The organism is Pseudomonas sp. TE3-3-F2023, assembly GCF_036784815.1.
Taxonomy (GTDB): domain Bacteria; phylum Pseudomonadota; class Gammaproteobacteria; order Pseudomonadales; family Pseudomonadaceae; genus Aquipseudomonas; species Aquipseudomonas pudica.
Genome location: NZ_CP145113.1, coordinates 5,510,472 through 5,524,336, shown reverse-complemented (window position 1 = coordinate 5,524,336; position 13,865 = coordinate 5,510,472). Strand labels below are relative to the sequence as shown.

Sequence of the window (13,865 nt, the reverse complement as noted above, 5' to 3'; positions counted from 1 at the left end):
TGCATCTGCCTTACCGGCCTCTTCGCGGGCTTGCCCGCTCCCACAGGTATGGCACCGGTCCTGAAACTGGTGCCGCACCTGTGGGAGCGGGCAAGCCCGCGAAGAGGCCGGATCAGGCTACAGCGGGTTCCCTGGCTTTCGCCTTGTGCGCCAGCAGGGTGTAGATACAAGGCAACACGAACAGGGTGAACAGCGTGCCGATCGACATCCCGGTGGCAATCACCGTCCCGATGTCGAAGCGGCTGACCGCCCCCGCGCCGGTCGCCAGGATCAGCGGCACCATGCCGAACACCATTGCCGCCGTGGTCATCAGCACCGGACGCAGGCGAATCGCAGCGGCTTCCTCGATTGCTTCGCGCACGCTCAGGCCGCGTTCCTCACGCAACTGGTTGGCGAATTCGACAATGAGGATGCCGTGCTTGCTGATCAGCCCGATCAGCGTCACCAGCCCGACCTGGGTGTAGATGTTCATGCTGGATACGCCCAGGAACAGCGGCAGCAGCGCGCCGCAGATGGACAACGGCACCGTCACCAGAATCACCAGCGGGTCACGGAAGCTCTCGAACTGCGCCGCCAGCACCAGGAAGATGATCGCCAATGCCAGGCCGAAGGTCACCCACAGCGCGCTGCCTTCCTGCACGTACTGGCGGGCCACGCCGGCATAGTCGAAGGCGAAGCCTTCCGGAGCCTCTTCGCGGGCGATACCCTGCACGGTCTGCAGCGCCTCGCCCAGGCTGACCATGGGCACGCCCTGGATGATCGCCGAGTTCAGCTGCTGGAACTGGTTGAGCTGGCGCGGGCGGGCGCGGTCGGTGATGGTGATCAGGGTAGATAGCGGCAGCAGCTGGCCCTGGTCGTTCTTCACGTAGTAGTTGTTCAGCCAGCCGGGGTTGTCGCGGTACGGCCGCTCGACCTGGGCAATCACCTTGTAGCTGCGGCCTTCGAGGGTGAAGCGGTTGATTTCCGCTTCGCCCAGCAAGGTCGCCAGAGTGCTGCCCAAGGTGTCCATCGACACCCCCATCTGCGCCGCCTTGGCCCGGTCGATATCCACCACTACCTCGGGCTTGTCGAAGGCCAGGTCGATGTCGAGGAAGGCGAACTTGCCAGATTCCTGGGCGCGGGCCTTGATGCGCTGGGCCACATCCAGCAGAGCCGGGTAGTCGCCAGCGCTGTTGATGACGAACTGGAACGGCAGGCCCTCGCCGGTGCCGGGCAGCGACGGCAGGTTGAAGCCGAAGATCTGCAGGCCACTGATTTCCTCGAGCTTGCTCTGCACCAGTGGCAGCAGCTCCATCTGCGTGCGCTCGCGCTCGTTCCAGGGCTTGAGCAGGAAGCCGCCGATGCCGGTCTGCACGCCATTGAAACCGTTGATCTGGAACGACGAGTAGTACTCGGGGAAAGCCTTGAACAGCGGGGTGAATTCGTCGGTATAGGCGTTGAGGTAATCAAGGTTGGCCGGCTGAGGCGAGCTGCTCATCATGAAGATCACCCCCTGGTCCTCGTTAGGCGCCAGTTCGTTCTGGGTGAACTTCAGCAGCACCGGAATCAGGCACAGGATGATCACGGCAAACACAAGCACCACGGGCCGGCTGTCGAGGGTGGTGTGCAGCAGGCGCTGGTAGCGCACCTTCAGGCGTTCGAACAGCATGTCCAGGCGGTGGGCCAGGCCGCTGGGGTTCTGTTCCTGGCGCAGCAGCAGGGCGCACATCATCGGTGACAGGGTGAGGGCAACGATGCCGGATATGATCACGGCACCGGCCAGGGTCAGGGCAAACTCCTTGAACAGCGCGCCGGTCAACCCGGTAAGGAAGCCGATCGGTGCATACACTGCCGCCAGGGTGATGGTCATCGACACCACCGGCATGGCGATTTCGCGTGCGCCCTCAAGGGCGGCGTCGAACGGTGACTTGCCTTCTTCCATGTGCCGGTGGATGTTCTCCACCACGACAATCGCGTCGTCCACCACCAGGCCGATGGCCAGCACCATGGCCAGCAGGGTCAGCAGGTTGAGCGAGTAGCCCATCATCTGCATGAAGAACAGCACGCCGATCATCGACAGCGGAATGGTCACCACCGGGATCAGCACCGAACGCAGGGCACCGAGGAACAGGAACACCACCACGATGACGATCAGTACTGCCTCGCCGAGCGTCTTGATCACTTCGTCGATGGAGGCCTGGATGAACAGCGTGGCGTCGTAGGCTATGGATACCTTCAGCGCCGAGGGCAGCTGGCTTTCCAGCTCGGGCATGATGCGCCGCACTTCCTTGATGACGTCCAGCGGGTTGGCGGCCGGTGTGGCCTTGATGCCGATGTACACCGATGGGGTGCCGTCGAACGAGCTGACCGTGTCGTAGTTTTCCGCCCCCATCTCGACCCGTGCCACATCGCCCAGCAGCACGCGGCTGTCGCCGCTGGTCTTGACCGGCAGGGCGGCGAACGCCTCGGCCGACTTCAGCTCGGTGCTGGCGTTGATGCTGGTGACCACGTATTCGCCCTTCACCTCGCCGGCCGCGGAAAGGAAGTTGTAGCGGCGCACGGCATTGGTCACGTCGTTGGCCGACAAGCCATAGCCTGCCAGTTTCACCGGGTCGATCCAGATGCGCATGGCGAACACCTGGTTGCCGAGGATTTCCGCTTCGGCCATGCCCGGCAGAGTCGCCAGCTTGGGCTGGATCACCCGCGACAGGTAGTCGGTGATTTGCGGGTTGCTCATTTCCTTGCTGTAGAAACTTATGTACATCAGCGCCGAGGCATCGGCGGCTTCCTTGCTCAGTACCGGGTCTTCCGAGTCCTGGGGCAGCTTGTTGCGCACTTCGTTGGCCTTGGCCAGCAGTTCGGTGAACAAGCGGTCGCTGTCGGCGCCGATGCGTGCGTAGATGGATATGATCGAGAAGTTCTGCCGGCTCACCGAGGTCATGTAGTCGATGCCTTCGGCACTGGCCAGGCTTTGCTGCAGCGGTTGGGTGATATAGCCCTGGATGGTCTCGGCGTTGGCGCCGGGGTAGGCGGTGGTCACCGTGATCAGGGCGTTTTCCATTTGCGGATACTGGCGGATCTGCAGCTTGTTCCAGGCCTGGAAGCCCAGCAGCAGGATCAGCAGGCTGACCACGCTGGCCAGCACCGGGCGGCGGATGAACGGGTCGGTGAACGCCATGCCAGCCTCCTGTCAGTCCTTGCCCGGCGCGCCCTGTGCGGGCTTGAGGGCTTTGTCCTGGCCGATGCGGATCGCGGCGCCGGGGGTGAGCTTCAGCTGGCCGGCGGTAACCACCTGTTCCCCAGCCTGCAGGCCCTTGCTGACCACCACCATGCCGTCACGGCGCTCGCCAGTCTGCACCGTGCGCTGCTCGGCGGTGAGTTGCGGCTGGCCCTTGTCGTCGTTTTCCTGCTTGCCGTCCTTGTCCTTTTTCGGCGTGGCGACGTATACCGAGTTGCCATACAGGGTGTAGGTTATGGCGCTTTCCGGCACTACCACTTTTGGCTGCGGGTTGGGTAGCAGGACCAGCAGGCTGGCGAACATGCCTGGCAGCAGCTTGCCGTCCGGGTTGGCCATGGTCGCGCGCACCAGCAGGTTGCGCGTGGTTTCCTCGACTTTGGGGTTGATGGCGCTGAGGCTGGCGGGGAAGGTCTGGCCCGGGTAGGCGGCCACCTGCACCAGCACCTGCTGGCCCAGGCTCAGGTGCGGCAGGGCCTGTTCCGGTACGTTGAAGTCGACATAGAGGCTGGATGTGTCCTGCAGGGTGGCGATCACCGTGCCGGCGGCCAGATAGTCGCCGACGTCCACCTGGCGAATGCCGATGGTGCCGCTGAACGGGGCGCTGATGCTTTTCTTGGTCTTCGATGCCTTGAGCTGGTCGACCACCGCCTGGTTGCGTCTGTACTGGGCGGTGAGGCGGTCGAACTCGCCGCGGGAGATGGCCGAGTCGCCGACCAGTTGGCTGCCACGGCCGAAATCGACCTTGGCCAGGCCCAGGTCGGCCTGGGCGGTGCCGAGCAGGGCGGTTTCCTGGTCGTCATTGAGTTGCAGCAACAGTTGCCCGGCCTTGACCTGTTGGCCCGAGTCGAAATGCAGGGCCTTGACGATGCCTTCCACCTCCAGGCTCAGCTCCACGCCCTGTAGCGCCTTGAGGCTGCCGACGGCGGGCAGGCGCTCCTGCCACGGGCGCTGTTCGGCCAAGGCGGCCGCCACGGTGATGGGCGGCTTGGGGGCAGTGAACATCTGGATCTGCTGATAGATCGAAAAAGCTTTGTAGCCCCCCAGGGCCAGCACGATCAGCAGAACCACGGCCAACATGATGAGCATGCGGCGGCGCAGCATAGGTCCGGTTCCTTGGATAGGGTTGTTATTGGCTTGGACACGACATCGGGCGATCCTGCCCACGTGTGGATGGGGGAAGTATTGACTGTTTTTGGGGGGAAGGGGGAGTGGAATGCCTGTGCCGGCCCCTTCGCGGCTAAAGCCGCTCCCACAGGGACCACGCAGCCAGTGGGTTGCGCTGTTCCTGTGGGAGCGGCTTTAGCCGCGAAGAGGCCAGTACAGCCAACCTGAAAATCAGACGAGATGCAGGTGGTTGTCCCAGAAACCGGACGGCAGGTTCATCGGTTGCCCGACCAGCTCGGCCTTGCGGCAATCATAGAACCGGCAACGGCCCTGCCCGGAGGTGACGACAAAGCCGTCCCGTACCGCGCCCACCCCCGCGCAATCGGGCATTGGCGCATCCAGGCGCACCGCGCCGCTGTCCAGGTCCCAGACGAACAGGCGGTTGGCCCGTGGCGCGGTAAGCGCGACCAGCCGCAGCTCGCTGTGGATAGCCACGCTGGCGGTGTACTGGGCCATGGCCTGCAACTGCCGCTCCGGTACCGGGAAGGCCTTGAACGGCTCGCCCGGGCGCTTGATTGCCAGCAGTTCGGCGGTTTCATCGGCATCGCCCATGAACTGTTGGCAGGCGGCTATGGTGCCATCGCTGCCCACCGCCAGGTGGCGCACGCTGTTCATCTGCTGGGCCAGGGTTTCCTTGCTCAGCAGGGTACCGTCGCGCTGCATCAGCACCAGGCTCGGTTCCATGGCGTCGAGGTTCATCTCCACCCGGCTCTCGGCTTCGGTGCGGATACCGCCGTTGGCCACGATCAGCGTCTCGCCGTCCGGCAGCCAGGCCACTTCGTGCGGGCCGATGCCATGGGTCGGAATCTCGCCGCTGTGCACCAGGCGCTCGCCTTCGAAGCGGTATACACCGAGTACGCCACGCCCCGGGTCGGTGGTGTCGTTCTCGGTGGCGTACAGCCATTCGCCACTTTTATGGATGACCGCGTGGCCGTAGAAATGCCGGTTCGGCTGCGAGCTCACGGTCTGCAGCAGGCGCCCGTCGCGCAGGTCGACCAGGTAGCTTTCGGTGCCGGGACGGCGGGCGACGAACAGGGCGATCGGCAGATCCGGGTGATGGATGATGGCATGGCAACGTTGGGCGACCTGGGTGCTGAACACCTGGGTGCCGTCCAGGCGGAACCCGACCGCATAGTGCTTGCCATCGCCGTCGTCACGCGCCGACAGCAGCAGGGGCTCGCTGCCTTTGTTGCGGAACAGGCTCCAGCCGCCCAGGGTGAGGGCGCTGAGCAATACGCTACCGAGTTTGAGGGCCTGGCGTCGCAGCATGATCAGTCACCGTCGTTGGCATTGAAGCCCAGCTGGATGTTCAACGCCTTGGCCAGCTCGCCTTCGTGCAGGCGGTGGACGACGTTGAGGCTGTCGTAGATCTGGTTCAGGGTTTGCTGGCCGGCGTCGTCGGCCAGCAGCTCGCCCAGGGTCTTCTGGTTGGCGGCCAGCAGCTTGAGCGAGGCAGCGTAGGCGGCGTCGATCTTGTCCGCCAGGGTTTTCTGATCGCTGGACAGCAAGCCGCGCAGGCCTTGGTTGTCGACCCCGAGCCAGACCGCTTCGGCGGCCTTGAGGCTGGCCTCCAGGCTCTTGAGCGAGCTGTGGCTGCGCCAGGCTTCGGCCTGCAGTGGCTGCGGAATACCCTTGCTCTGGCGGCCCATCGGTGCTCCGAGCTTTTTCTTCAGGCTGTCCAGGGCGGTGACCTGGGCGCGCAGTAGGTCGGCGATGGCCTCGTGGGAGTCGGCGTAGCGCTGGTTGGGGAATTTGGTCATCTGCGAGAGCATGCCGTCGGTGCTGTTCCAGCCCTTGAGGATCTCTTCGGCCAGGGCCTTCTGATGTTCACCAATGGCGACCAGCAACGGGCAGTAGCGGGCTTTCTGCTCGGCTGTGGCGATGTCCGGCTTGCTGTCGAACAGGATGTACTCGTAGGCCGACAGGCCACGTACCACCACGCTGGCCTTGCCCAGGGCCGCGGCATCGACGGGCTGGTCGGCGTTGACCAACTGCTCGACCTGGCGGCCGACCAGGTTCTTCTTGTCGGGCCAGAACTGTACCTGCCAGGCGCGGTTGCCTTCGGCCAGCGGGCCGACCAGCAGCGGTTGCAGTTCGGCCCAGGCCTTTTGCGCATTGAGGAAGTCGGCCCGGGCCTTGTCCAGGGTTTCCTTGCCTTCGCAGTAGGCCAGGGCGCTGGCGGCCAGCGTGCGGTCGGCTTCGACCCAGCGGCTGTAGGTGGGCAGGATCACCTGTTTGGCGATGGCAGCGGAGGTCACGGCTTGCGGGTCCTGCGGCGAACAGGCGCCGAGGGCGAGTGCGGCGAGGCTGGTGAACAACAGTTTGGGTCGGAACATGCCCGGCTCCTTTGCGCTTTTTAAAGTGAGTTCAGGAAAGCCAGCAACGCGGCACGCTGCTCGGCATTGAAAGTGAGTACGAAATTGCGTGCCGCCTCGGCCTCACCACCGTGCCAGAGCACCGCTTCGAGCAGGTTGCGGGCGCGGCCGTCGTGCAGGAACTGGCTGTGGCCACTGACCGTTTCGCTCAGGCCTATGCCCCACAGTGGCGGGGTGCGCCAGTCCTGGCCGTTGGCGGCAAATTCGGTCCGCTCGTCGGCCAGGCCCGGGCCCATGTCATGCAGCAGCAGATCGCTGTAGGGGCGGATCAGCTGGTTGGCCAGTTCCGGCTCGGCGGCATTGGTGGCGGTGGTGAACTGTGGTGTATGGCAGCCCTGGCAGCCGGCCTGGTAAAACAGGTTCTTGCCCGCCAGCACCTGCGGCGAGCCCACGTCGCGGCGGGCCGGCACGGCCAGGTTACGGGTGTAGAAGGTGACCAGGCGCAGGATGTTGTCGCTGACCTCCTTTTCGCCATCGGCACCGTCGCCGTTGGGCGCGGCCAGGCAGTCGGCCTGCGACGGGGTGCAGTCATCATTGGGCTGCAGTGTGGTGGTCAGGCCCATGTCGCCGGCAAAAGCGTGAACGTTCTGCTGGTTGACGTTGGGCTGCCCGGCCTTCCAGCCGAAGCGGCCGACCACGGTCTTGCCCAGGGCATCGTCCCACACCCGGTTGGCCCGGCCGCGGATGCCGTCGCGGTTACGGTCATCCGGATCTTCGTTGGCCAGCAGGTCGGCTTCGGGGATGGCTTCGAGCAGGCCCAGGCCGATCATCGGCGGCGCCACCCGCGCCGAAAAGCGCGTGTCGGGGTGCATCACGCCATAGCCGAGCTGGGTGATCTGCAGGGCCGGCTTGCGCAGCTCGACCTGGTGACCGTCCTCGAACGACACCGTTTCGCTGGTGTAGCTCACCCGCACCTTGCCTTCCGGCGTCACGCCGGGGATGGCCATGTCCTGCAACTGGGTGCCATAGACCGGCTCCGGCACCACCCCGAGGCGTTCGACCACCTTGGCCAGGTAGGGCTGGTCGGGGATCGACAGGCGTACCAGCATCGAAACGGCGTTGCTGTCGCCCGGCTCTGGCGGGTGGCCGCGCCCGTCGCGCACGTGGCAGTTCTGGCAGGCATTGGTGTTGAACAGCGGGCCCAGGCCGTCACGCGCGGTGGTGGTGGAAGGGGCGATCACCCAAGGGTTGCGGAAGAAGCTGTTGCCTACGGCGAAGTCCAGGCGCCGCTCGGGCGAGAGGTTGGCCGAGGGCAGGGAATAGGCATTGCGGTCAGTGCGCTGCACGGTGGCTTTGCCGCCCGACAACGCTTCGCCGGGCTCGGCCTGGGTGAAACGCGGAGCGTCGTCACAAGCGGCGAGGGCAAAGGCCAGCAGCAGGGGGGAGAGTCGGGACAGCGACAAGGACATCGAGAATCCTGGGCGTGAGCGAAAAACCGGCGTGCAAGCTTAGCAGGGTGAAAGAGTTTGAATAAGAGCAATTTGCAATTGCTGGATGAAATCGATGTCAGTTGGCCATGGTTTGTGGTCGCCTGGTCAGGCCCTATCGCCGGCAAGCCAGCTCCCACAGGTACCCTACAGGGCTCAAGGGCTGTGAAGTACCTGTGGGAGCTGGCTTGCCGGCGATAGGGCCGGAAGCAAAAAAAGGCGACCCGAAGGCCGCCTCTTTCAGAACCGCTACAGCAGGATCAGAACTCGTGATCTGCGGTATCCGGGTTCAGGTTGGCAATGCCCAGCTTGCCCGCGGCCTGCTCGATCGCACCGGTCTGCTTGACCAGGGAGGCAATGGCGTCACGCACGATCTGGTTGCCGGCTGCGTTGTCGGCAGCGATCAGCTGGTCGTAGTGCTCGCCCTTGAGGGCGTGGTCGACGATCACCTGGATCTTGGCTTCGGTGGCTTCCAGGTCGGCCTTGAGGGTGGCGTCGGCGGCCGGGTCTACCTTGGCCACCAGCGACGACAGGCTCGGGCCGGTCACCTTGCTGCCGTCCGGGCGGGTGTACTCGCCCAGGTAGACGTTGCGGATGCCCTTGGCGTCGTAGAAGTGCGAGTAGTGGGTGTTGTCGCTGAAGCAGTCGTGCTCGTCTTCCGGCGAGTTGGCTTCCAGCGAAACCTTCATGCGCTCGCCAGCCAGTTCGCCCAGCGACAGGCTGCCCATGCCGAACAGCATCTTGCGCAGGCCGTCGTTGACCGACTCGGCTTCCAGCTTGGCGCGGTAGTTGTCGGCAACATTCGGTGCCCAGTTGCCGACCATCTCTTCGAGGTCCTTGACCAGCAGGTCGGTGACCGCTTTCAGGTAGGCACGGCGGCGGTCGTTGTGGCCACCGGTGGCGCCCTTGCCTTCAAGGTAATCAGACGCCGGACGGTTGCCCGCGCCCGGGCCGGTGCCGTTCAGGTCCTGGCCCCAGAGCAGGAATTCGATGGCGTGGTAGCCGGTGGCGACGTTGGCTTCGGAGCCGCCCAGCTCGTTCAGGCTGGCCAGCTTCTCGGGAGTGATGTCCTTGACGTCGATCTTCTCTTCGCCCACCTGGATCTCGGTGTTGGCGATGATGTTGGCGTTGGCTGCCGGGTTGCCCAGGGCGTGCTCATAGCTCTTGTCGACGTAGTCGATCAGGCCTTCGTCCAGCGGCCAGGCATTCACCTGGCCTTCCCAGTCGTCGATGATGGTGTTGCCGAAGCGGAAGGCTTCGCTCTGCAGGTACGGTACGCGCGAGGCGACCCAGGCTTCCCTGGCTGCCTTCAGGGTTTCGTCGTTGGGCTTGGCCAGGAACGCGTCGACTGCGGTCTGCAGAGTCTTGGCGGTGCTCAGCGAATCGCTGTACACGGCGTAGACCAGCTCTGCGTAATGCTTGACCACGGCTTTGCCGGCGGCTTCGTCGACAACCCCGGGCGCCGCAGCGTTGGTGCTGGCGGCAGCAGGTGCCTGAGCTTGCGGCGCGGCGGCCTTGTCGTCCTTGCCTTCACCGCAACCGGCGAGAGCGATGGCAATGGCCAGCAGACTGGCGGAGGCCAGAGGCATTCGAATCATTATTGGTTTTCCTGCGTCGTGTGGTTGGACCATGGGTAGACCGTGCGCCGTGGCACGCGAAACGGCAACATCATGCGAAAGATTTGCATTTGCTGTAAAGGGGGCGGGCATGCAATTCGTGTAAATGCCGGTCACGGCCTGTAACCGGGCTGGCGGCTCAGAACATCGAAACCTGGTTGCGCTGCGCCTGCTTGAGGAAGTTGGTCAGCTCACGGGCCGACAGCGGCTTGCTGTAGTGGTAGCCCTGGCCCTCGTGGCAGCCTTGGGCGACGATATAGCTTTCCTGTTCGGCGGTTTCCACGCCTTCGGCGATCACCTGCATCCCCAGGCTCTTGCCGAGCTGGATGATGGCACGAACGATGGTAGCGTCGTCATCGTCGTCCAGCAGGTCCTGGACGAAGCTCTTGTCGATCTTGATCTTGTCCAGCGGCAGCGATTTCAGGTAGCTGAGCGACGAGTAGCCGGTGCCGAAGTCGTCGATGGCAATCAGTGCTCCGGAGCGGCGCAGGCTCAGCAGGTGCTGGGCGGCGGTGCTGATGTCTTCCATCAGGCCGGTCTCGGTGACTTCCAGCTCCAGGCTGCGTGGTGGCAGGCGGTAGGCCTGCAGCAGGTTGTTGACTACCCGCGGCAGTTCGTTGTGGTGCAGCTGCACGGTGGACAGGTTGACCGCCATGCGCAGGTCGCTGAAGCCCATGTCGTGCCATTCGCGCAGTTGCCGGCAGGCCTGGTCGAGCACCCATTCGCCAATGCTGATGATGCTGCCGTTCTGTTCGGCCAGGGGGATGAACTGGTCTGGCGGTACCATGCCCAGCTCCGGGTGCTGCCAGCGCAGCAGCGCCTCGACACCGACCACGCGGTGGTCGCGGTAGCTGATCTGTGGCTGATACACCAGGTACAGCTGGTTGCGTGGCAGGGCTTCGCGCAGGTCCTTTTCCAGCTCGCGACGGCGGCGCATCTCGCTGTCGACGCTGGCGATGTAGAACTGGTAGCGGTTGCGCGAACGGGCCTTGGCCAGGGTCATGGTCTGTTCGGCTTTCTGCAACAGCTTCTCGGTGCTGTCGCCGTCTTCCGGGAACAGTGTGATGCCGATGGTGGCGCGCAGGCGGATTTGCTGGTGGTGGTCGAGGTCGAACGGCACTTCCAGGTCATCGAGGATACTCTGTGCCAGTTCGGCCGCCTCGTAAGGCTGCTCGATATTGGCCTGCACCAGGGCGAACTGGTCGCCACCCAGGCGTGCCAGGGCGCCCAGGCGGCCACTGTGGGCGCGCAGGCGGTCGGCCAGGGCCAGCAGCAGCTGGTCGCCGACCTGGTAGCTGAACTGCTCGTTGATGCCCTTGAAGTCGTCCAGGCCTACGCACAGTACTGCCACACGGTGTTGCAGGCGGCCGCCGTCGACGAGGATCTTGTCCAGTTGCTGCTGCAGTTGCTGGCGGTTGGGCAGGCCGGTGAGGAAGTCGTACTGGGCCATGCGTTGCAGGCTGTTTTCCGCCTCGTGGCGCAGATGGGTGTTGCGCTCGATCGAGGCCAGCAACTGGTTGGCGGTATTTACCCAGAGACCCAGCTCGTTCTTCTCGTGGCCCTTGAGCAGGGGCAGCTGGTGCTGGCTGGGGCGGTCGGGGTTGATCTGGGTGAGGTGCTCGATGATCTTCGACAGCGGTTTGGTCAGCAGCCAGTGGTAGACCAGGTACAGCACCAGACCCATGGCCAGGGCCCGCAGCACGCCGGAGATGAAGATGATCACGGCGTTGATCAGGAAGTCTTCGCCGTAGGACGAGGTGTCCAGGGTGATACTCAGGTCGCCGTAGTATTCGCTGTAGGGGCCGCGGCCGACCAGTTGCGTGGTGTAGGTGCGTTCCTGGCCGAGGATCAGGTCGGTCAGCCAGCGCATGGACATGTCCTGCAGCGGGCGGGACTTTTCCGCCAGCATGGTTTCGTTGGGGTGGCCGATGGAGGCCATGCGTACCGATTCGTCCTGGAACAGGCCTTCCATCACTTGCATGCCCATTTCGCGGTCGAGGCTGTATACGGCCTGGGTCGAGGGGTCGCGGAACATGTCGAGGATGCGCTGGGCATCGTTGTTCACGGCCTGGCGGGTCTTGTAGGTGTCGTAGACGATTTGCGCACAGCTGAGCACGACACCGACCGCCAGCGCCGACAGCAGCACGACCCTGAGCAACTTGACCGACAAGCTGTTCCGCAATTCCAGCTTCAATGGGGTTTCCTTAATCCATGCGCATGGCATCATTTTGCCATCAACGATGACGATACACTATCGGCCGACCTTCAGTAGTGTATCGGTTGCCTGACCCCGCAACTTGAATGCGCCGTAACGATATCCAGAGGTTTGATGTTAGCGTGCTATGCGGGCTGAGCAAGCAAAACCGTGCCGGCTTTGCGCGGTTAAACCCGCTCCCACAGGGATAGCATCAAGTCCACAAGCGGCGCCGTACCTGTGGGAGCGGGTTCACCCGCAAAGAGGCCGGTACAGGCATAAAAAAACCCGGCACCAGGCCGGGTTTTTCGTTCAGGGCTGAATGACTCAGGCCTTGAAGGTCTTGCCTTCGAACTGTTCGGCAACGAAGGCCCAGTTGACCAGGTTCCAGAACGCCTCGACGTACTTCGGACGCAGGTTGCGGTAGTCGATGTAGTAGGCGTGTTCCCAGACGTCGCAGGTCAGCAGCGGGGTGTCGCCGCTGGTCAGCGGGCAGCCGGCGCCGATGGTGCTGGCCAGGGCCAGGGAACCGTCAGCCTTCTTCACCAGCCAGCCCCAGCCGGAACCGAAGGTGCCAACCGAAGTCTTGGTGAACTCTTCCTTGAACTTGTCGAAGGAACCGAAAGCGGCGTTGATGGCGTCAGCCAGGGCACCGGTCGGCTGGCCACCGGCGTTTGGTGCCAGGCAGTTCCAGTAGAAGGTGTGGTTCCAGACTTGAGCGGCGTTGTTGAAGATACCGCCCGAAGAGCTCTTGACGATCTCTTCCAGGGTCTTGCCTTCGAATTCGGTGCCTGGGACCAGGTTGTTCAGGTTCACGACATAGGTGTTGTGGTGCTTGTCGTGGTGATACTCCAGGGTTTCCTTGGAGATGTGCGGCTGCAGGGCATCGTGGGCGTATGGCAGCGGCGGCAATTCAAAAGCCATGGTGGATCTCCTGATTCAGGTCTGTTTGCGGTTTGCGCAAGGCCGATCACGGGCGGCCCGATGAGCGTCGGCGAGTTTGTACTCTTTGCGACGCAAGCGCTGGATCATAGCACCGGGCCCGGCGCATAACCACGCAACAAAGATAGGGAATAGAGGTTCCAGAGCGGTTGGGGTGTGCCGACCGGTGGTGTTCGGCTTAACGCTTGTAGCGCCTGTGAGATTGAGCGCCGCGCGGGCGGCGCTCGGTCTCACAGGCGATAAAGATGTTGTGGTGAGCCCAGGTCAGTTGAAGATCAACTGCGCCGCCACCGCGAACATCATCACCGCCACCATCAGGTCGAGCATGCGCCAGGTCGCCGGCCGGGCCAGCCACGGTGCCAGCCAGGCCGCGCCGATCGCCAGGGTCGAGAACCACAGCAGCGAGGCGCTGGCGGCACCGGCCACGTAGGCACCGGGCGCAGCCTGCTGGGCGCCCAGCGAGCCGATCAGCAGCACCGTGTCGAGGTACACGTGCGGGTTCAGCAGGGTCACTGCCAAGGCACTGAGCAGTACCGCGCGGCGTGACCGGGCACCCTGGCCTTGCTGGTGCTGCAGGCTCTGCCTGGAGCAGGCGCTGCGCAAAGCCTTGGCGCCGTACCAGATCAGGAACACTGCACCGCCCCAGCGGGCGATCGCCAGCAACGTCGGGTTGTGCGCCAGCACGGTGGCAAGGCCGAACACTCCGGCAGCCACCAGGATGGCGTCACAGATGATGCACAGTGCCGCCACCGGCAAATGATGCTCGCGGCGCAAGCTCTGGGCGAGGACGAAGGCGTTCTGTGCACCGATGGCCATGATCAGGCCGAAGGCCACGAGCATGCCGTTGAGATAGCTTTGCCACATGGCGTGCTCTCCAAAGAGTCCAAAAGATGCTGGTCATTGTGATGAAGCACGCTGTATAAGAAAAAC

The 13,865-nt window shown here is 63.9% G+C and carries 9 protein-coding genes; all 9 read right to left on the bottom strand.

The annotated features are described in order from the left end of the window. Nucleotides 1-112: 112 nt before the first annotated feature. Entirely contained in the window at nt 113-3,157 is a 3,045-nt protein-coding gene (locus V3314_RS25280; protein ID WP_338459772.1) for a multidrug efflux RND transporter permease subunit, read from the bottom strand. Nucleotides 3,158-3,169: 12 nt separating this feature from the next. Then, nucleotides 3,170-4,318, bottom strand: coding sequence for an efflux RND transporter periplasmic adaptor subunit (locus V3314_RS25275; protein ID WP_046616949.1), 1,149 nt, complete (start codon nt 4,316-4,318; stop codon nt 3,170-3,172). 234 nt (nt 4,319-4,552) lie between these two features. Next, the gene (locus V3314_RS25270; protein ID WP_046616948.1) at nt 4,553-5,650 is read right to left on the bottom strand and encodes a DUF1513 domain-containing protein; all 1,098 of its coding nucleotides are present in this window, start codon (nt 5,648-5,650) and stop codon (nt 4,553-4,555) included. A gap of 2 nt (nt 5,651-5,652) precedes the next feature. Continuing rightward, on the bottom strand, nt 5,653-6,717 hold the full coding sequence (locus V3314_RS25265; RefSeq protein WP_046616947.1) for an imelysin family protein: 1,065 nt from the start codon (nt 6,715-6,717) through the stop codon (nt 5,653-5,655). A gap of 20 nt (nt 6,718-6,737) precedes the next feature. Then, nucleotides 6,738-8,165: a di-heme oxidoredictase family protein gene (locus V3314_RS25260; protein ID WP_046616945.1), complete on the bottom strand. Its 1,428-nt coding sequence runs from the start codon at nt 8,163-8,165 to the stop codon at nt 6,738-6,740. 278 nt (nt 8,166-8,443) lie between these two features. After that, nucleotides 8,444-9,781 (bottom strand): imelysin family protein, encoded by a 1,338-nt coding sequence (locus V3314_RS25255; RefSeq protein WP_046616944.1) that lies wholly within the window; start codon nt 9,779-9,781, stop codon nt 8,444-8,446. Nucleotides 9,782-9,938: 157 nt separating this feature from the next. Beyond that, on the bottom strand, nt 9,939-11,993 hold the full coding sequence (locus tag V3314_RS25250) for a GGDEF domain-containing phosphodiesterase (RefSeq protein ID WP_046616943.1): 2,055 nt from the start codon (nt 11,991-11,993) through the stop codon (nt 9,939-9,941). 327 nt (nt 11,994-12,320) lie between these two features. Beyond that, the gene (locus V3314_RS25245) at nt 12,321-12,917 is read right to left on the bottom strand and encodes a Fe-Mn family superoxide dismutase (RefSeq protein ID WP_013974076.1); all 597 of its coding nucleotides are present in this window, start codon (nt 12,915-12,917) and stop codon (nt 12,321-12,323) included. A gap of 282 nt (nt 12,918-13,199) precedes the next feature. Next, nucleotides 13,200-13,799 carry a LysE/ArgO family amino acid transporter gene (locus tag V3314_RS25240; RefSeq protein WP_046616941.1) on the bottom strand — a complete coding sequence of 200 codons (600 nt, stop codon included), beginning with the start codon at nt 13,797-13,799 and terminating at the stop codon, nt 13,200-13,202. Nucleotides 13,800-13,865 lie beyond the last annotated feature (66 nt).